The sequence below is a fragment of the Pseudarthrobacter sp. NPDC092439 genome, assembly GCF_044754945.1.
In the GTDB taxonomy this organism is placed as follows: domain Bacteria; phylum Actinomycetota; class Actinomycetes; order Actinomycetales; family Micrococcaceae; genus Arthrobacter.
This window is the reverse complement of sequence record NZ_JBIVQB010000005.1, coordinates 62,823-81,161: the sequence shown is the minus strand read 5'-3', so window position 1 is coordinate 81,161 and position 18,339 is coordinate 62,823. Positions and strand designations below refer to the sequence as shown.

Here is an 18,339-nt window from a genome sequence, read left to right as displayed (position 1 = left end):
GCAGCCTCCCCAGTTACGGCCGGACGCCGCCGCGGCCGGCCGGGTCCTGCGCGGCGGGATCGGCCAGCGCGAGTCCGCCGATAGGGCTGCCGTCCCAGTGAATGAGGGTCCAGCCTCTGTCAGGATCGCCTTCCAGGGCAACGATGCCGGTGTTGGACAGCATGTGGCGGGCGGCGAACTCGTGGTCCACGTCCCTGGCCCGGTAGCCGGCCCAGGTCCGGATGGCTGCGCCGTGGCTGACAACGGCGGCTGCGGCGTGCTCCCGGGCTGCGGCCCGCCCGGCCACCTCCGCAATGGCGGCATCGAAGCGGCCAAAGAACTCGTGTCCGTCCGGCCCCGCGGGCATCCTGCGGTCCAGCTCGCCCGCAGCCCAGGAAAACACTGTTCCCAGATAGCGGCGGATGGACTCGTGGTCCGTCAGAAGTTCCAGCGCACCCGCTTCGATTTCCTGCACGCCCTCCAGGACTTCCACGTCCAGGTTGTGCAGCCGGCCCAGCGGAGCTGCAGTCATCCGTGTGCGGACCAGGGTGGAGGCATAGAGTGCTCCGATCGGCTCATGCGCCAGTGAACGCGCCATCGCCTCGGCCTGCCGCTCTCCGAGTTCGGTGAGCCCGGGCCCGGGGTGGGCGGTGTCCAGCTGGCCCAGGACGTTCCCGGGAGTCTGGCCGTGCCGGATGAGGAGGAGCTTCATTCTCCCAGTTTCGCACCCTCCCGGCCCGGCGCCGCTGCGTTAACGCGAACGCGCCGGGCCCCGAAGAGCCCGGCGCCGCCGTCGTACGCTGCAGTGGGGGGAGCCGCCTATTTGAGGTGGTCCACCAGCTGGTCCGCGATGCCCGTGTACTTGCCCGGGGTGAGCGCCAGCAGGCGCGCCTCGGCCTCGGGCGAGAGGCCCAGGCCCTGCACGAATTCCTGCATGCGGGCCGCGTCCACGCGCTGGCCGCGGGTCAGGTCCTTGAGGCGCTCATACGGGTTCTCCATGCCTTCGACGCCGGCAATCGCCTCGGCGCGCATGACCATCTGGATGGCCTCGCCCAGGACTTCCCAGTTGGTGTCCAGGTCCCCGGCCAGCACCTCTTCCGCGACGTCCAGGCGCTCCAGGCCCTTGGCCACGTTGGAGATGGCCAGCAGGGAGTGGCCGAACGCCACACCGATGTTGCGCTGGCTGGAGGAGTCCGTGAGGTCACGCTGCCAGCGGGAGGTGACCAGGGTGGAACCCAGCACGTCCAGCAGGCCGGAGGAGATTTCCAGGTTGGCTTCGGCGTTCTCGAACCGGATGGGGTTCACTTTGTGCGGCATGGTGGAAGAGCCCGTGGCGCCGGCCACCGGGATCTGCGCGAAGTAGCCGATGGAAATGTAGCTCCAGATGTCCGTGCAGACGTTGTGCAGGATGCGGTTGAAGCGTGCCACGTCGGCGTAAAGCTCAGCCTGCCAGTCGTGGCTTTCGATCTGCGTGGTGAGCGGGTTCCAGGTGAGCCCCAGGCCTTCCACGAACGACTTCGAGACCCGCTGCCAGTCAGCGGTGGGGACCGATGCGACGTGGGCGGCGTAGGTGCCGGTGGCGCCGTTGATCTTGCCCAGGTACTCAGTCCTGGCGATCCGGTCCAGCTGGCGATGCAGGCGGTGCGCGATGACCGCGAGTTCCTTGCCCAGCGTGGTGGGGGTGGCGGGCTGGCCGTGGGTGCGGGAGAGCATGGGGACGGCACGGTTGTCCTCCGCCATCCTGCTGATCTGGGCCACGAGGTTGCGGGCGGCCGGGAGCCACACGTCCTCCACAGCTCCCTTGACGCCCAGGGCGTAGGAGAGGTTGTTGATGTCCTCGGACGTGCAGCCAAAGTGGACCATCGCGGTCAGGTTTTCGATGCCGATGGCGGGCAGGCGGCGTCCGATGTAGTACTCCACTGCCTTCACGTCGTGGACGGTCACGGCCTCGATCTCCGCGAGCTCGGCAACGGAGGCGGCGTCGAATTCGGTGACGATGGCACGGAGCCGGTCCTGCTGTTCCGGGCTCAGGGGACCCGCGCCCGGGAGGACGTTGTTGCTGGTCAGGTGGATGAGCCACTCAACTTCAACGGCCACGCGGTCGCGGTTCAGCGCGGCTTCGGACAGGTAGTCCACCAGCGGCGCGACGGCGGCCTGGTAACGGCCGTCCAGCGGGCCCAGCGCGATCTGTTCCTGGGACGCGGCGAGGGCCAGGCGTCCTGAGGGCGTACGGGTGTCTGTGGCGGCAGTCTGAGGCATGTGCTGATTCTTTCACGAACTCCCCCACCCCTCTAAGCGGGGCGGCCTGCATTACCGGCCGCCGCCCTTTTATCCACATAGACGACGGCGGCAGTTACCTTCGCGGCGGACCGTCCCTACCGTGGTGTCCGGAACGGGGCAAAGGGGAACACACTATGGGCCATGATCCAATGTCGGGGATCAGAACGGAGCCACCTCGCGCCGTGGAGCTGGAGCACCTGGCACTCCGTGCTGAGGCCTGCGCCGCCAGGGTGGAGGAGGTCCTGCGGCGCTGCGGCGAAATCCAGCTGCTCAATTGGCAGTCACCGGCGGGCAATGCCTACCGGCGCAGGGTCGCAGAACACGCTGCGGTTCTGCGGAACGCGTTGGACCGGCTCCATGAGGGGGGCGTTGCCATCAGGAACCGCGCCCGGGAGGCGCCTGAGTACGGGGCCGCGGCTCCACCCCGATGGCCGTAATGATGCGCGTGGACTCCGGGGACGACTCGCTGCGCATCCATGGGCCTGCCGTGGACGGCAGCCTGGTGATCAGGGGCGGCACCGGCGGCATCAGCGTCCAGTCTGCCGAGCTGACGGGAGGCGCGGAAAAGCTGGATGCCCTGGCAGATGAGCTGCAGGCGGTCCAAGCAGAGGCCGGGCGGATCCTGCAGGAACTTTGCCGGCTTGAGCGCCTGCCGCCATGGTCCACTGCGCCGGCAGCTGATGCCGTGCGGGCCGGGCACGGAATTGTCGGCCGCGTTGCGGCGGACATGGAGGGCACCGGCGCCCGGATCAGGGACTGCATCCGTGACTACCAGTTGGCCGAGGCGGGAGCGGTGGCCCGGCGGACGCTGGGATTCCTTACTTGGGGTGAGGTGTCCCAGCGGGTAACGAATTTCCTGGCCACTTGGGTGCCGGACCGCGACACTCTGGATCAGACGATGGCGGTCGGGGTGGTTGGCGCGGGGGCGGTGCTGGCATCATCACTGACCCAGGCGGTCGAGGGCGTCCCTCCGGACTTCCTCTCCCGTCCTCTTGATGCGCGGCGGGCGGAAACGCTGCAGGTACAGCTTGATGCCAGCCCGGCAGGACTGTTGGAGCGCATCCGCGCCATCGAGGCGCGCGGAGCCGGGTACATCGAGGTCATCGAAGTCGACGACGCCGGCCGCAAGGCCTATGTCGTTGTGGTGCCGGGGACGCAGTCGGTGGCCGTCGGCCAGGACAACCCTTTTGACCTGGGCGGCATCCACGAGTCCATGGCCTGGGATTCCGGGCACGTCACGGCTGCGACCCTGCAGGCCCTGAAGGCGGCCGGAGCCCACGAAGGCGACCCGGTAGTGGCGGTGGGATACAGCCAGGGCGGGATCCACGCCATGAACTTCGCGGCAGACCCACAGGTCCTGGAGAAGTTCGACGTCCGCTATGTCCTTACGGCGGGTTCGCCGGTGGGGCGCATCGAACCGGGGCCGGGTGTCGAGTTGCTCCACCTTGAGCACCAGGCGGACGGAGTGCCCGGGGGAGACGGGACGCCTAACCCCGATACCGGCCATCGGGTCACGGTCACTCTCACCAACGACGTGTCCGGTTATGAGCGCGGTGCCCTGGGGCCGGGACATGCGCTGGCCAACTATGAAGACGGTGCCCGCGCGGTCTCCGCCAGCACAGATCCCGCGCTTGCGGCCTCATCCGCTGTGCTCACGGGTGTCCTGGGTGCGGGAGGCACGGCAACGGCCACGCGGTTTTCCCTGACCAGGGCGGAACCGCAGTCGGGCAGTCCGTTCCGGCCGTTCTCTCCCCGCGTGCACCGTTCGGATGTCAGCTACGGCCCGGACGTCAGCGCCGGCCGGCACCGGCAAGCCGGCCGGTCACCAGGGAGATGAGGGTGATGATGATGGCCGCCAGCACAGCGGTCCAGAAGAAGGAGTCAATGGTGAATTTTACCGGCGTGTAGCTGCTGATCCAGGCTGTCAGGTACAGCATCGCCGCATTGATGACGATGGTGAACAGGCCCAGCGTGAGGACGGTGAGGGGAAGCGCCAGGAAGCTCACCACGGGGCGGACCAGCGCGTTGACAACCCCGAAAATCGCCCCGATGAACAGGTAGGCAAGTACTACGCCCGTGGTCTCACTTCCCTGCGTGACCCCGGTCTTTGCCACGGCCTCGGACGCGGCGGAGGTGGTGATGTCCAGTCCCGGCAGGATCCAGCTGGCAACCCAGAGGGCGGCAGCGTTGATGATGACCCGCAGGATGATGCGCATGGACCAATGTTTCCACACAGTCCGCGCATCTGAGGGTTGCCTTCCGAAAAGTCACCCGACGGAGGGCTGAGCTCCGCCGGGTGACCCGTCAAACGCTTCAGCTAGCGCATCTGGCCGTTTGGCTTTTGTGCCACCGAAACGTCGGCAACGATGGGCAGGTGGTCGGATGCCGCCGTGTTGATCACCTCAGCGAAGCGAGGTTCGATTTCCCCTTCACTGAGGATGTAGTCGATGCGGCGGGTGGGGTTCTCCACCGGCATCGTGTAGTCACTGCTTTGGCCGAGCGCGGCGAAGACATCATGGAAGCGCGTCATGAGTTGCTGCATTTCGATCGACTCCGGAACTGCGTTGAGGTCGCCCACCAGCAGGGACGGTCTGTGGGATTCGGCAGTGATCGCCATCATTTCCTTGACCTGCAGCTGGCGCTGTTCGCTCCGGCGGTGATCAAGATGGGTGTTGTAGAAGCTGATGTGGTTGCCCGCAACGTTGATGACCGTCTCAAGGAGCCCGCGCTGCTCCGTCGGCTTCTCCGCGTATTGAATGTTGGTGAGCAGGTGGTTCTCTGAGCTGAGGATCGGATATTTGCTGAGTACCGCCGTTCCGTACTGGCGGCGCTCGGTCCGTCCCGGTTCCGGGTCCAGGTCGAGGTTTGCCGCAAACACGTAGTGCATGTCCAGCCGCTCAGCCAACCACGCGGCCTGGTCTTGGTAATTGCTGCGTGCGGACCAGTGACGGTCCACCTCCTGCAGGCCGACAAGCCGGGCCCCGGTGGCCTCGATTTCCTGCGCAATCCGTTCCAGGTCAAGCACGTCTTCGCCACTGGCGCCGTGGTGGATGTTGTAGGACATGACCCGGATCTCGCTGTGGCCAGTTGTCTTAATATCCTCCTCGGCGTGCGCTGGCGCATGTGCGGCCAGCACACCGGCGACCGCCAGTGCTGCAGCTGTGAGCGCCGCGGCAAACTTTCGCATCATCATTGTGGTGTCTTTCCTGTTGGTCCTCGTGGGCTGCCAGTCCATCAGTGCAACGTGACGCCGGGGCAAAGAATTGGTGAACCGTACCGGCCCCCGCGGAAGATGATTGCCGGGAAGTAGGCTAAGCCCCATGACTCCTTCTGATGCCCTGGCTGGCGGAATCCCGCCCCGTCCCGTGGTGAACAGGCTGCCCCGGTACGCCGCCGGCAAGCCCCCCGTCACCGTCGAGGGACTGGCAAGCTACAAGCTGTCCTCCAACGAAAATCCGCTGCCTCCGCTCCCCGCCGTCGTGGACGCAATTGCACTGCAAACCGACTTCAACAGGTATCCGGATCCGCTCAGCAGCCGGCTGCGGGCCACGCTGGCGGAATTCCTCGACGTCCCGGCCGATGACATTGTCACCGGCGCCGGCAGCCTGGGCGCGCTCAACCAGATCCTGGCCACCTTCGCCGGGCAGAATGACGACGGCAAGGCCGACGAAGTCATCTATGCGTGGCGGTCCTTCGAGGCCTACCCCATCAGCGTGGGCCTGGCCGGAGCCGAGAGCGTCCGCGTTCCCGTCACCGCCGACGGCCGCCACGACCTCGACGCCATGGCCGGTGCCGTCAGCGCCCGGACCAAGGTCATCCTGCTCTGCACGCCCAACAACCCAACCGGCCCGGCGCTGACCGCGGCAGAAACCGAGCGCTTTATCCGCTCCGTGCCCTCTCACGTGGTGGTGGTGATCGACGAGGCCTACCAGGAGTTCGTCCGCGCTGGAGATGCGGTGGACGGCATCGCCATGTACCGGAAGTATCCCAATGTGGTGGTGCTCCGGACGTTCTCCAAGGCCCATGGCCTGGCCGGGCTCCGGGTGGGTTACAGCGTGTCCGGCCCGGAACTTACCCGGCACCTGAGGGTGGCGGCCACGCCTTTCGCCGTGTCGCAGATCGCCGAAAGAGCCGCCATGGTTTCGGTGCAGAACTATGACCAGGTTGTAGAAAGGGTACAAAGCCTTGTGGACGAACGCTCCCGGGTGGTGGCTGGACTGCGTGACCTTGGCTGGCGCGTCCCTGACGCGCAGGGCAACTTCGTGTGGCTGGAACTTGGTGCGGAAAGCGCCCGGTTCGCTGAGCTGGCCGGGGAACGCGCGCTGTCCGTGCGGGCCTTCCCGGGTGAGGGTGTCCGGGTCAGCATCGGCGAGGAAGAGGCGAATACCCGCTTCCTGGGCCTATGTGCGGACTATACAAACGCGCCCGGAGGTTCCTAGCGCTTAACAAGTAGCCCTGCCGCCTGGTGCTGCGGATAAAGTTAGGATCAGTAAGCCAATGTATATGCCGCGTGGGGAATCTATGCCCCGCGCGGCATATATCCCAGCTATATTGCGGTCCTTCCGGACGCGGCAAGCGAGGAGACGGTATGGGCACACATCTGCCTGCCACCGAGTTCGACGGAACAGCGGTTGAGGACCAGCGTGAAGCTGATGCCGAAGCGGTTATGGGCGAGCCCCCGGTAAAGATGGTCCAGTTGCTGGCCGCGGATGGAAAGCTCGGCCACGACCCCGTCTATAGCCCGTACGCGGAAAAACTGACTCCGGAAGCTCTCCGCGGCCTGTACGCGGACATGGCCTCCATCCGCCGGTTCGACGTCGAGGCAACCGCACTGCAGCGCCAGGGCCAACTGGCTCTCTGGGTGCCCCTGACCGGCCAGGAAGCCGCACAGATCGGCTCCGGCCGGGCCAGCCGTCCGCAGGACTACATCTTCCCCACCTACCGCGAACACGGCGTAGCGCTGACCCGCAACGTGGACCTGGCCGAACTTCTGCGCCAGTTCCGCGGCGTGTCCAATGGCGGCTGGAACCCCAGAGATACGAACTTCCACCTGTACACCCTTGTCCTGGCCGCCCAGACCCTCCATGCGGTGGGCTACGCCATGGGCATCCAGCGGGACCGGAAGCTCGCCGGGGCCGGCGGGCAGGAAGCCGCTGATGCGGCCGTGATTGCCTACTTCGGCGACGGCGCCAGCTCCGAGGGCGACGTCCACGAATCCATGGTGTTCGCCTCCTCCTACAACGCGCCTGTGGTGTTCTTCTGCCAGAACAACCATTGGGCCATCTCCGTCCCGACCAACGTCCAGACCAAGGTTCCGCTGTCCGACCGGGCCAAGGGCTACGGCTTCCCGGGTATCCGGGTGGACGGCAACGATGTCATCGCTGTCCACGCCGTCACCGAATGGGCGCTGGAGCACGCCCGCCAAGGCAAGGGCCCGGTGCTGATTGAGGCCTTCACCTACCGGGTCGGCGCCCACACCACGGCGGACGACCCCACAAAGTACCGCGAATCGGCTGAAGAGGACGCCTGGCGCGCCAAGGATCCCCTGATGCGGCTCGAGAAGTACCTGCGCGCCGAGGGACTGGCGGACGACGTGTTTTTCGACCAGGTCAAGGCGGACGGCGATGAGCTCGCCGCCTACGTACGGCGCACCACCCACGACCTGGAAAGCCCGGACATCCGTTCCGCCTTCGCCAATACCTACGCGGAGGCCCATCCGCTGGTGGCCGAGGAACTGGCCTGGTTTGAGGACTACAGCGCCGGGTTTGCCGGTGACGCGGCAAGCGAAGAATCCGGCGCAGCAGCAGAGGCAGGCCACTGATGACCACCATGACCATCGCCAAGGCCATCAACGAGGGCCTCCGGGCCACGCTGGCCGCCAACCCAAAGTCGCTGCTGATGGGCGAGGACATCGGCCCGCTGGGCGGCGTCTACCGGGTCACCGACGGCCTGATTGGCGAGTTCGGCCCGGACCGGGTGGTGGACACCCCGTTGGCGGAATCCGGCATCATCGGCACCGCAATCGGCCTTGCGTTGCGCGGCTACTACCCGGTGTGCGAAATCCAGTTCGACGGCTTTGTCTTCCCCGGTTTCAACCAGATCACCACGCAACTGGCCAAGATGCACGCCCGCAGCAACGGCAACCTCACAGTTCCAGTGGTGATCCGCATTCCGTACGGCGGCGGCATCGGTTCAGTGGAGCACCACTCCGAATCGCCCGAGGCGCTTTTTGCCCACACGGCCGGGCTGCGCATCATCACCCCGTCGAACCCGCACGATGCCTACTGGATGATCCAGCAGGCCGTCGCCTGCCAGGACCCGGTCATCGTGTTCGAGCCCAAGCGGCGCTACTGGCTCAAGGGCGAGGTGGACACGGCCACCCCGGGACCGTCCGCGGATCCGTTCCGGGCCCACGTCCTGCGCACTGGTAACGACGCCACCATCCTGGCCTATGGCCCGTTGGTTCCCGTCGCCCTCGCCGCCGCTGACGCTGCCCAGGAGGACGGCCGCAGCGTGGAGGTAATCGACCTCCGTTCCATCTCGCCGATCGACTTCGAGACGGTGACCGCTTCGGTGCAGAAGACCGGACGCCTGATCATTGCCCACGAGGCGCCCACTTTCGGCGGGATCGGTGGCGAAATCGCAGCCCGCGTCAGCGAGCGGGCCTTCCACTCGCTGGAAGCGCCCGTCATCCGCGTGGGCGGCTTCCACATGCCGTATCCAGTGGCCAAGGTGGAGGAAGACTACCTTCCGGACATCGACCGCATCCTTGAGGCGCTGGACCGCGCCCTCGCGTACTGATTCCTGCCCAACCCGAGGACACCATGACACTGAACAAGTTCAACCTGCCGGATGTCGGCGAGGGCCTGACCGAGGCGGAGATCGTTTCCTGGAAGGTCAAGCCGGGAGACGCCGTGGCCGTCAATGACGTCCTGTGCGAGATCGAAACGGCCAAGTCCCTGGTGGAGCTGCCGTCGCCGTACGCCGGCACCATCAGCGAACTGCTGGTGCCGGAAGGCGTCACGGTGGACGTTGGCACGCCCATCATTAGCGTCAGCGACGACATCGCGGGCGACCCCACCCCTGCGGATGTCCGCGCCCCCGAAAATCGCGGGCAGCCGGCCCGGGCACCGGAAAAGCCGGCCCAGCCGCTCTACGGCACGCTTCCGGGAGCGGAAGCGGACAGCCCGGAGGCCGGACCGCTGGTGGGTTCGGGTCCCAAGGCCGACGCCGTCAAGCGCCGCCCGCGCAAAACGTCGCCGTCCGCCTCGGTGACGGTCAACGCCCCGGAGGTGGAGCCGATCCAGCCGCACACGCCTGCCGAGGTGTCCGCGAAAGCCGCCGCCGTCGACCCCCGGCCCACCCTCGGCGGTACCATCACCGGCCTGGTCAGCAAGGTGCTGGCCAAGCCGCCTGTCCGGAAGATCGCCCGGGACCTGGGCATCGACCTTGCCGATGTGGTGGCCACCGGTTCCCGCGGCGAGGTCACGCGCGAGGACCTGGTGAGCTACCAGGCCCAGCGTGACGCCGAACTGGACAAGGCGACCGGTTTTTGGGGTGCCGCGGGGAAGCCGCAGGACCAGCGGATTGAACGGGTCCCCGTCAAGGGTGTCCGCAAAGCCACGGCGAAGGCGATGGTGGACTCCGCGTTTTCCGCCCCGCATGTGAGCATTTTCGTGGACGTCGACGCCAGCCGGACCATGGAATTCGTCAAGCGGCTCAAGGCGTCACGGGACTTCGAAGGCATCCGGGTCTCGCCCCTGCTCATCCTGGCCAAGGCCGTCATCTGGGCCGCGGCGCGGAACCCCAGCGTCAACGCCAGCTGGGTGGACAACGCTGACGGAACCGCCGAGATCCAGGTGAAGCACTTCATGAACCTTGGCATCGCGGCCGCCACCCCCCGCGGCCTGATGGTGCCCAACATCAAGAACGCCCAGGACCTGTCCCTCAAGGAACTCGCACAGGCGCTCAACAGCCTGGCCACCACAGCGCGGGCCGGCAAGACGCAGCCGGCGGAGATGCAGGGCGGGACGCTGACCATCACCAACATCGGCGCCCTGGGCATTGACACCGGAACTCCCATCATCAACCCGGGCGAGGTGGCAATCGTGGCCTTCGGCACCATCAAGCAGAAGCCGTGGGTGCTGGACGGCGAGGTGATTCCGCGCTGGATCACCACTTTGGGCGGATCCTTCGACCACCGGGTGGTGGACGGCGACCTGTCGGCCCGCTTCATGGCTGACGTGGCCGCGATCCTGGAGGAACCGGCGCTGCTGCTGGACTAAGTCCCTGCGCCGTCCTGAGAACAGAACCCTCCTGCGGGATCGCAGGAGGGTTCTGTTCCGGGTCGTGCGCCGGTGGCGCTAGTCGGCGTCGTACGTGTTGGCGATGTACACGTCGCAGGGGGCGTTGTGCGCGACGCTGTTGGCGACGCTGCCCAGCACCCGGCCGATCCCGTGCATCCGGCGGTTACCCACCACTATGATCCGGGCATCCATGCGCAGCGCTTCCTTGATGAGGGCGTCGGCCGGGCGGCCGCGGGCGGAGGAGTAGGTCACCTTGACGTCCCGGCCCAGCGACTCCGCGACGGTGCGGGCCACGTGCTCGGCAGCATCTGCGTCGGAGACGATCCAGCGGTCGCTGCCGCTGCCGAACACCTCGGTGCGGTCGCTGTCGAAGGCCGAGACCACGTGCAGCGATGCACCCAGTGCCGCCGCGAGGTCCCTCGCAGACTCTGCTGCCTTCTTGGCCGTGGCGCTGCCGTCCACGCCTACAACGATGGTTCCGCTCATGTGTGTGCTCCTTTGCTCATGTCATACGCGATGTGTGAGGCCAACGCTACAGCGCGGCGATGGCTTCCCGCAGTACCGGCGCCAGGCGCCGCACGCCTTCGGTGATGGACTCCGGGGGCACGGCACTGAAGGCGAGGCGCAGTTTGTTCGACGGCTCGTCCGACGGCGTGAAGGCGGCTCCCGGGATAAACACCACTCCGGCGTCGATCGCCTTTTGCAGCAGCGGGTAGGTGTCCAGCCCCTCGGGCAGCGTCACCCAGACGAAGAATCCGCCCTCGGGGCTGGTCCAGCTGGTTCCGGCGGGCATGTGCTCTTCCAGGGCCGCCAGCATGGCCCGGCACCGTTCGGCGTAGAGGCCGCGGTACGTCTCGATCTGTCCGCGCCAGTCGAAGTCGCGGAGGTACGCCGAAACGAGCATCTGATTCAGGGCCGGAGGGCAGAGGGTGACAGCCTCGGCTGCGAGGTAGTAACGGCGCTGCAGATGCTCCGGAACCAGGGCCCAGCCGATGCGCAGGCCAGGCGCGAAGATCTTGGAAAACGACCCCATGTAAATGACGTCGGCCGGGTTCGCGGCCCGCAGCGGAGCCAGGGGTTCACCGTCGAAACGGAGGAGACCGTACGGGTTGTCCTCCAGGATCAAGATATTCGCCTTACGGCATATATCGACAATCTGCTGCCGCCGTTCCTTCGCCAGCGTGATCCCGGAAGGGTTGTTGAAGTTCGGGATGGTGTACAGGAACTTGACGTTCCTGCCCGCCAACTGAAGTGCGGCAATCCTGGCTTCAAGCAGTTCCGGCACCAGCCCGGACTGGTCCATTTCGACGGTCTCCACCTGGACCTGGTAGGCCTCGAAGGTGTTCAGGGCGCCCACGTACGTGGGGTCCTCCACGAGGACCACGTCCCCCGGGTTGCAGAAGACTTTGGTTGCGATGTCCTGGGCCGACTGCGAGCCCGCGGTGATCACCACGTTCTCCGGGCGGGCATCCAGGATGCCCTCGGCGGCCATCACTTCGCAGATCTGGGCGCGTAGTTCCGGGGTACCCTGTCCGGCGCCATACTGCAGTGCGGTGAGGCCGTCGCGGGCAATGATCTCCGCCGCGGTGGCAGCCAGGCGGTCCAGCGGAAGTGACTGCAGGTAGGGGCTGCCGCCGGCCAGGGAGACAAGCCCCGGGCGCATGGAGATGTCGAAGACGTCGCGGACGGCGGACTGACGGATGTTTGCGGCGCGCTCCGAGAAAAGTTCCTCGTGGCGGTGGGCGGACGTGGCCGCCCTCTCGATGGCATCAATTGCTTCAGCTGGCAGCGTCCCTGCTGCGGCGTCGATTGTTTCGTGTGTCACACCATCAGGATACAGCCTCTTGTTGCCAAAAAGGCAACAGATGTTGAGTACTGATTTACCGGAGTCCGTACTGCGGCTCCAACGCCGCAGTGCCCGGTGCGCATGACGCGCACCGGGCACTGCGGGTTCAGGCGGGCGGGAGCTTAGGCTGCCGCGCGGTCTGCGGCCAAGGCGTCGAAAATGCCCCGGATCTGCTCAACGACTTCGGCGTCGTCCTTGGGGTGGACCTCAGCAAAGCGGACCATGGAGCCGGGAACGGCGAGCTTGACGTCCTCCAGGACCTCGGCGCCGGCGATGCCAACGGCCTTGCGGGCCTCATCCTGTGCCCATACGCCGCCGTACTGGCCAAAAGCGGTTCCGACGACGGCGGTCGGCTTGCCCGCGAGGGCGCCGGCGCCGAACGGGCGGGACAGCCAGTCGATGGCGTTTTTCAGGGAGGCGGGGACGGTGCCGTTGTGCTCGGGGGTCACCAGCAGCAGGGTGTCCGCCTCGCCGGCGGCGGCGCGGAGCGCAGCGGCCGCGGCCGGGACCTGGCCTTCCACGTCGATGTCCTCGTTGTAGAACGGGATGTTGCCCAGGCTTTCGTGGATGACGACATCCACGTGCTCCGGCGCGTTGAGCTGGATCGCCTCAGCCAGCTTCTGGTTGGTGGACTCAGCGCGCAGGCTGCCGACGAGGGTCAGGACGGTGCTTTTCGTCATGGGAACTCCTGGGTTGGTATCGGGTTGCATTCCGGGCTGAACGCGGCTGGCGCTTATCACCGGCTTTCACCAGAGTAAACGGACCGTAGTCCGTTTTCTATTCCCGGCACCTACACTGGAAGCTGTGAGATCCATCCCATTGGGGCCCGGCATTGCCCCCGGCCCGGCTCCGGAACGCAGCGACGCTGCCCGCAACCGGGAGCGCCTGCTCGGTGCCGCCCGCGAGCTCATCCGGGAGGGCGGGACCGCATGCCTCACCATGGACCTGCTCGCCAAGCACGCCGGCGTGGGGAAGGGGACCGTTTTCCGCAGGTTCGGCAGCCGCTCCGGACTCTTGCTCGCGCTCCTCGACGATTCCGAATCGGCCTTCCAGGCACGGTTCATGTTTGGCCCGGCCCCCTTGGGTCCCGGCGCCGCTCCGTTGAGCCGGCTCGTTGCCTACGGCACGGAACGGATCCGGTATGTCGTGGAGTTCGGCGACCTGGTGTTGGCCGCGGAGAAGTCTTCGCCCGGACGGTTCGAGGTACCGGCCGCCGTCCTTGGCCAGCGGCACATCGACATGCTGCTGCGGCAGTCGGGGTTTGAACCGGAGCCTTGGCTGATGGCGGGCGCCCTGAGCGCGACCCTCGACCCGGAACGCATCCTGGGGCTCGTTCGGCGGGACAGTGTCAGTACGGAGCGGCTGGCTGCGTCGTGGCGCGACCTTGTCACACGGGTACTCGCCGGCGCTTAGCTCATGCACCTTTTTGGCTGTTCGTCCAGTCAAATCAACTTCACAAACTTATTCATAACGATCTGGCCCCGCAGGGCAGTTTTACCTGCAACGGCGTGCGGTTTGGGGCGTGCGTTGTGATACTTTCCTCTCAATGTGACCCGCAGCATGGTCCGCCAGGACTGGCCTTATGGGCAGCGGGAGCCCAGCTACCCGCTGGCGGAAGTTCCGGCGCGACGCCACAACCGTCCCGGCCGGGAACATTCGGAAGGATTCAACCCGTGCTCAGGTACCTCGCCAAACGCGGCATCACGTACGTCTTCATGATCTTCCTGACGACGTCGGCCGGATACTTCCTCGCGGTCAGTTCGCTCAAGCCCGCCCTCCTGGAGCAGGAGCGTATTCCCCGGCCCAGCCCGGAGCAGGTGGCCAACTCCATGCGGCTCAAGGGCCTTGATCCCCACCTGAGCCCGTGGGAGCGGTACGTCGAGTGGCTCACGGCAATCGTGACCCGCTGGGACTGGGGCCGCAGCCCCAACGGCGCCTTCATCAACGCCGAGTTCGGCGACCGGGTCTGGATCTCCACACGGCTCTTCCTGGCTTCCATCATCCTCACCCTGGTGATCGGTGTTGCCCTGGGCGTATATTCAGCCGCGCGCCAATACAAACTGCAGGACCGGGTCATCACGTCCTACAGCTACCTCGCCTACATTGTGCCTGCGCCGATCGCATACTTCCTGGTGCAGCTGGGCGCCATCAACATCAATGAGGGCGTGGGCCAGCGGATCTTCTTCGTCACTGGCATCTCAACCCCCGGCATCGCACCGGGGTGGGGACAGTTCCTGGACATGCTGGGCCACTACGTGGTGCCAACGGTGGCCATCACCCTGGTGGGCTGGGGTGCCTACCAAATTGCCCAGCGCCAGTACCTTCTGGACAACGTCAACGCCGACTTTGTCCGGACCGCCAGGGCCAAGGGCCTCACCCGGAACCAGGCCATCACCCGGCACGCCCTGCGGGTGTCCTTCATCCCGGTGGCCCAAAGCATCGCGTTCACCATCCCCGCCATTTTTGCCGGTGGCTTCTTCGCAGAGAAGATCTTCGCCTGGCCGGGCGTCGGCTCCTGGAGCATCGACGCCATTGCGCTCCAGGACGTCAACGCCGCCACGGCCACCCTGGCCTACGGCTCCGTCATCTTCGCGCTGGGAGCAATCCTGGCCGACTTCGCCACCACCCTTGTGGACCCGAGAGTGCGGGTGCAGTAACCGTGACCAACCTGAACGCCGTTGACCCGGCAGCCGTGGCGCAGGAGGCGCACCTGGAAAGCGCCGACGTCGTTATTGGAAAATCCACCATTATCCTCCGGCGGTTCCTGCGGAACCGGACCGCCGTAGCGGGCCTGGCGATCTTCCTTGCACTGACCCTCTTCTCCCTGGTGGGCGGCTACTTCACGCCCTGGGACAAAGAAACCATCGACCCCTTTAACATCGGCATGCCGCCATCGGGGGACCATTACCTGGGAACGTCCCAGGCGGGCATCGACCTCTATGCCATGACCGTCGAGGGCACCCGGATCTCCATCCTGATCGGCCTGGTAGTGGGCCTGGCATCCGTCCTCGTGGCCGCCGTTTACGGGTGCACCATGGCCTATTTCGGCGGCAAGGTGGACAAGGTCATGCTCTTTGTCCTCGAGGCGCTCATCATGATGCCCGCCCTGCTCGTTGTGGCAGTGGCCACCAGCGGCGGCGGTGAAGGCCTCAAGCGGGACCTGCCGTCCTGGTTCCTGTTGATCATGGTGCTGCTCGTCTTCAGCTGGATGGGGACTGCCAGGCTTATCCGGTCCCTCTCCATGTCCCTCATGCAGCGTGATTTCGTCAAAGCTGCCCAGTACATGGGCGTCCCGCCCCGCCGGATCGTCTGGCGCCACCTGGTCCCGAACATCGGCTCGCTCCTGGTCCTGGACATCACCCGCGGCGTCACCGGTGCCATCCTCGCCGAGGTGGCCTTCTCGTTCATCGGCATCGGCATCAAGGTGCCGGACGTGAGCCTGGGCGTCCTGATCGGTGGCGCCACGTCCCAGGTCCAGACCTTTCCGTGGATGTTCTGGGTGCCGCTGACGGTGATGTTCCTGCTGACCGGTTCCCTGGCCATGATGAACGACGGGTTGCGGGATGCCTTCGATCCGAACAGCAGTTCCATCGGCGGGGCCAGGAAGCGCCGGCAGCGTAAGTCCCCGGCCGGCGGCAGCACAGCAACCCCCGGCGTGGAGAAGATGACAGCATGAGCAGCGAAATCAGCACCGGCCCCGTAGAGCCGTCTGCCACAACGGTGGAACGGCTGCAGATTGCCGGGCTCCACGCCGGGCCGTTGGCCGCGCACCGGGATGCCGTCCTGTCCGTCCGCGGGCTGAACGTCCGCTTCAACTCGGAGAACGGCGTGGTGCACGCGGTCCGTGGCGTTGACTTCGACCTCATGCCCGGCAAGACGCTCGGCATCGTGGGAGAGTCAGGGTCCGGCAAGTCCGTCACGTCCCTGGCCGTCATGGGCCTGCTGCCATCCACGGCCGATGTGACAGGCTCCGTCCGGCTCCGGGGCAAGGAACTGCTGGGTCTCAGTGACAAGGCAATGTGCGCCTACCGCGGCAACGAGCTGGCCATGGTCTTCCAGGACCCGCTGTCCTCCCTGACGCCCGTCTATACCGTGGGAACCCAGATCGTCGAGGCGCTGACTGTCCACAACCCCGGCATGAGCAGGCACGCCAAAGAAGCCCGCGCCGTCGAGCTCCTTGCCATGGTGGGCATCCCCAGTCCGCGGGACCGGCTCAAGGCTTTCCCGCACGAATTCTCCGGTGGCATGCGCCAGCGAGTGATGATCGCCATCGCCATCGCCAACAACCCGCGCGTCCTCATCGCAGACGAACCCACCACGGCCCTGGACGTGACCATCCAGGCGCAGGTGCTGGAGGTGCTGCACACGGCGCAGGAGGAAACGGGCGCCGCCGTCGTGATGATCACCCACGACCTTGGCGTGGTTGCCGGGATGGCGGACGAGATCATGGTGATGTACGCGGGAAAACCCGTGGAAACCGGGCCGGTGGACGAGCTCTACTACAACCCGCGCATGCCGTACACCATGGGCCTGCTCGGCGCCGTTCCGCGCGTGGATGCGGCGGAGAAAGCGTCGCTGGTGCCCATCGAGGGAATGCCGCCAAACCTCATCCATGAGCCCACCGGCTGTTCCTTCGCACCGCGCTGTCCCCTGGCCTCGGAGCCGTGCCTGCAGGGCGAACCGCCGCTGCAGCCCGTGACTGTCGACGGGCTGCACCATGCCGCGTGCATCAAGTCCGAAGCGCTCGGTGGGGGCGTGGATGTCCATGACATCTTCGCTGCGCCGCCAGTCCCCGTTTCGCGTTTCGACGCCATCCCGCGCGGGGAACGGGCCACCGTGTTGCAGCTGACCGATGTGCGAAAGCATTTCCCGCTCACAAAGGGGGCCCTCATGAAGCGGCGGATCGGCACGGTGAAGGCAGTGGACGGGCTGAGCTTCGACATCCGTGAGGGTGAGTGCTTCTCCATCGTGGGTGAATCCGGCTCCGGCAAGACCACCACGCTCCTGGAGATCATGGAGTTCCACAAGGACCAGGACGGCGAGGTGGTGATCGGCGGCATCAGCAACAAGCAGGCGGCTGATGCCAAAACCAAGAGCGCCATGCGCCGGGAACTGCAGATGGTCTTCCAGGATCCCACCGGTGCGCTGGACCCCCGCTTCACCGTCTATGAGGTCCTGGCCGAGCCGCTGCAGAACGCCGGCCTGGACCGCAAGGCCATCCGGACCCGCATCATGGAGTTGATGAAGCTGGTGGGACTGCAGCCGGACCACGTGAACCGCTTTCCGAACCAGTTTTCTGGCGGCCAGCGGCAGCGCATCGGCATTGCCCGCGCGCTGGCGGTCAACCCCAAGCTCGTGGTCCTGGACGAGCCCGTCTCCGCGCTGGACGTGTCCGTGCAGGCCGGCGTCATCAACCTCCTGGACAAGCTGCGGGCAGAGCTGGGCCTCAGTTACCTGCTGGTGGCCCATGACCTGTCCGTGGTGCGGCACATCTCCAACCGCGTGGCCGTCATGTACCTGGGCAAGATCGTGGAAATCGGCGAGGTGGACCGGGTCTTCGACAACCCCCGGCACCCGTACACCCGGGCGCTCCTCTCCGCCATCCCGGTGCCGGACCCGCAGCTGGAACGCACCCGGGAACGCATCATCCTCCAGGGCGACGTGCCGTCCCCGCTGGACGCACCCAAGGGCTGCAACTTCGCCACCCGCTGCCCCATTTACGCGGCGCTTCCGGCGGCCAGGCAGGAGCAGTGCCGCACCCTGGAACCGCCCCTGGAGCCCGCCGGTCCGTCCGTGGCCGTACAGGCCCTCGAAGGGGCGCCGGAGACCCCCGTTGACCAGCGGTTCGCCTGCTTCTTCCCCGATGGGGAAATCGACCACGACATGCTGGTGAGCCATGGCGACGCCGGGCACACTGCGCCCTAGGAT

Annotated in this window: 16 protein-coding genes; 9 read left to right on the top strand and 7 right to left on the bottom strand. The window is 66.4% G+C overall.

Annotated elements, in window-relative coordinates; genetic code table 11:
- Positions 1–13: 13 nt before the first annotated feature.
- Positions 14–691: a histidine phosphatase family protein gene (locus ACIQCM_RS11980; RefSeq protein ID WP_400607290.1), complete on the bottom strand. Its 678-nt coding sequence runs from the start codon at positions 689–691 to the stop codon at positions 14–16.
- A 107-nt stretch (positions 692–798) separates the two neighbouring features.
- Complete coding sequence (purB, locus tag ACIQCM_RS11975) at positions 799–2,238, bottom strand: adenylosuccinate lyase (RefSeq protein WP_400607293.1); 1,440 nt, start codon at positions 2,236–2,238, stop codon at positions 799–801.
- A 448-nt stretch (positions 2,239–2,686) separates the two neighbouring features.
- On the opposite strand from purB, the gene ACIQCM_RS11970 reads away from it, so the two are divergent.
- Positions 2,687–4,096, top strand: coding sequence for a hypothetical protein (locus tag ACIQCM_RS11970; RefSeq protein ID WP_400607294.1), 1,410 nt, complete (start codon positions 2,687–2,689; stop codon positions 4,094–4,096).
- Here the strand turns inward: ACIQCM_RS11970 and ACIQCM_RS11965 are convergent.
- Positions 4,050–4,475: a phage holin family protein gene (locus ACIQCM_RS11965; RefSeq protein WP_400607296.1), complete on the bottom strand. Its 426-nt coding sequence runs from the start codon at positions 4,473–4,475 to the stop codon at positions 4,050–4,052. The genes ACIQCM_RS11970 and ACIQCM_RS11965 overlap by 47 nt on opposite strands.
- A 101-nt stretch (positions 4,476–4,576) precedes the next feature.
- Positions 4,577–5,452: an endonuclease/exonuclease/phosphatase family protein gene (locus ACIQCM_RS11960; RefSeq protein WP_400607299.1), complete on the bottom strand. Its 876-nt coding sequence runs from the start codon at positions 5,450–5,452 to the stop codon at positions 4,577–4,579.
- A 127-nt stretch (positions 5,453–5,579) separates the two neighbouring features.
- On the opposite strand from ACIQCM_RS11960, the gene ACIQCM_RS11955 reads away from it, so the two are divergent.
- From ACIQCM_RS11955 to ACIQCM_RS11940, 4 genes are all read left to right on the top strand, one after another.
- The gene (locus tag ACIQCM_RS11955) at positions 5,580–6,698 is read left to right on the top strand and encodes a histidinol-phosphate transaminase (protein WP_400607301.1); all 1,119 of its coding nucleotides are present in this window, start codon (positions 5,580–5,582) and stop codon (positions 6,696–6,698) included.
- Between the two features lie 149 nt (positions 6,699–6,847).
- Positions 6,848–8,080, top strand: coding sequence for a pyruvate dehydrogenase (acetyl-transferring) E1 component subunit alpha (gene pdhA, locus ACIQCM_RS11950; RefSeq protein WP_400607302.1), 1,233 nt, complete (start codon positions 6,848–6,850; stop codon positions 8,078–8,080).
- The gene (locus ACIQCM_RS11945) at positions 8,080–9,060 is read left to right on the top strand and encodes an alpha-ketoacid dehydrogenase subunit beta (protein ID WP_400607304.1); all 981 of its coding nucleotides are present in this window, start codon (positions 8,080–8,082) and stop codon (positions 9,058–9,060) included. The genes pdhA and ACIQCM_RS11945 overlap by 1 nt, the downstream gene beginning before the upstream one ends.
- Before the next feature lie 23 nt (positions 9,061–9,083).
- Complete coding sequence (locus ACIQCM_RS11940) at positions 9,084–10,544, top strand: dihydrolipoamide acetyltransferase family protein (protein WP_400607306.1); 1,461 nt, start codon at positions 9,084–9,086, stop codon at positions 10,542–10,544.
- Positions 10,545–10,622: 78 nt separating this feature from the next.
- Here ACIQCM_RS11940 and ACIQCM_RS11935 read toward each other — a convergent pair whose 3' ends face one another.
- From ACIQCM_RS11935 to ACIQCM_RS11925, 3 genes are all read right to left on the bottom strand, one after another.
- On the bottom strand, positions 10,623–11,051 hold the full coding sequence (locus tag ACIQCM_RS11935) for a universal stress protein (protein ID WP_400607308.1): 429 nt from the start codon (positions 11,049–11,051) through the stop codon (positions 10,623–10,625).
- A 46-nt stretch (positions 11,052–11,097) separates the two neighbouring features.
- Positions 11,098–12,390 (bottom strand): PLP-dependent aminotransferase family protein, encoded by a 1,293-nt coding sequence (locus ACIQCM_RS11930; protein ID WP_400607310.1) that lies wholly within the window; start codon positions 12,388–12,390, stop codon positions 11,098–11,100.
- Between the two features lie 143 nt (positions 12,391–12,533).
- A complete protein-coding gene (locus ACIQCM_RS11925) occupies positions 12,534–13,091 on the bottom strand; it encodes an NAD(P)H-dependent oxidoreductase (protein ID WP_400607312.1) in 558 nt (185 codons plus the stop codon).
- A gap of 124 nt (positions 13,092–13,215) precedes the next feature.
- Between ACIQCM_RS11925 and ACIQCM_RS11920 the strand changes: the two genes are divergently transcribed.
- From ACIQCM_RS11920 to ACIQCM_RS11905, 4 genes are all read left to right on the top strand, one after another.
- Complete coding sequence (locus ACIQCM_RS11920) at positions 13,216–13,824, top strand: TetR/AcrR family transcriptional regulator (protein WP_400607315.1); 609 nt, start codon at positions 13,216–13,218, stop codon at positions 13,822–13,824.
- Positions 13,825–14,084: 260 nt separating this feature from the next.
- A complete protein-coding gene (locus ACIQCM_RS11915; RefSeq protein WP_400607317.1) occupies positions 14,085–15,068 on the top strand; it encodes an ABC transporter permease in 984 nt (327 codons plus the stop codon).
- A gap of 2 nt (positions 15,069–15,070) precedes the next feature.
- On the top strand, positions 15,071–16,087 hold the full coding sequence (locus ACIQCM_RS11910; RefSeq protein WP_400607320.1) for an ABC transporter permease: 1,017 nt from the start codon (positions 15,071–15,073) through the stop codon (positions 16,085–16,087).
- Positions 16,084–18,336 (top strand): dipeptide ABC transporter ATP-binding protein, encoded by a 2,253-nt coding sequence (locus ACIQCM_RS11905; protein WP_400607323.1) that lies wholly within the window; start codon positions 16,084–16,086, stop codon positions 18,334–18,336. Before ACIQCM_RS11910 ends, ACIQCM_RS11905 begins: the two co-directional genes overlap by 4 nt.
- Positions 18,337–18,339 lie beyond the last annotated feature (3 nt).

Excerpts from the sequence above, each read along its gene's own strand:
- ACIQCM_RS11980 (WP_400607290.1), bottom strand. The coding sequence starts at position 691 with ATGAAGCTCCTCCTCATCCGGCACGGCCAGACTCCCGGGAACGTCCTG.
- purB (WP_400607293.1), bottom strand. The coding sequence starts at position 2,238 with ATGCCTCAGACTGCCGCCACAGACACCCGTACGCCCTCAGGACGCCTG.
- ACIQCM_RS11970 (WP_400607294.1), top strand. The coding sequence starts at position 2,687 with ATGGCCGTAATGATGCGCGTGGACTCCGGGGACGACTCGCTGCGCATC.
- ACIQCM_RS11965 (WP_400607296.1), bottom strand. The coding sequence starts at position 4,475 with ATGCGCATCATCCTGCGGGTCATCATCAACGCTGCCGCCCTCTGGGTT.
- ACIQCM_RS11960 (WP_400607299.1), bottom strand. The coding sequence starts at position 5,452 with ATGATGATGCGAAAGTTTGCCGCGGCGCTCACAGCTGCAGCACTGGCG.
- ACIQCM_RS11955 (WP_400607301.1), top strand. The coding sequence starts at position 5,580 with ATGACTCCTTCTGATGCCCTGGCTGGCGGAATCCCGCCCCGTCCCGTG.
- pdhA (WP_400607302.1), top strand. The coding sequence starts at position 6,848 with ATGGGCACACATCTGCCTGCCACCGAGTTCGACGGAACAGCGGTTGAG.
- ACIQCM_RS11945 (WP_400607304.1), top strand. The coding sequence starts at position 8,080 with ATGACCACCATGACCATCGCCAAGGCCATCAACGAGGGCCTCCGGGCC.
- ACIQCM_RS11940 (WP_400607306.1), top strand. The coding sequence starts at position 9,084 with ATGACACTGAACAAGTTCAACCTGCCGGATGTCGGCGAGGGCCTGACC.
- ACIQCM_RS11935 (WP_400607308.1), bottom strand. The coding sequence starts at position 11,051 with ATGAGCGGAACCATCGTTGTAGGCGTGGACGGCAGCGCCACGGCCAAG.
- ACIQCM_RS11925 (WP_400607312.1), bottom strand. The coding sequence starts at position 13,091 with ATGACGAAAAGCACCGTCCTGACCCTCGTCGGCAGCCTGCGCGCTGAG.
- ACIQCM_RS11905 (WP_400607323.1), top strand. The coding sequence starts at position 16,084 with ATGAGCAGCGAAATCAGCACCGGCCCCGTAGAGCCGTCTGCCACAACG.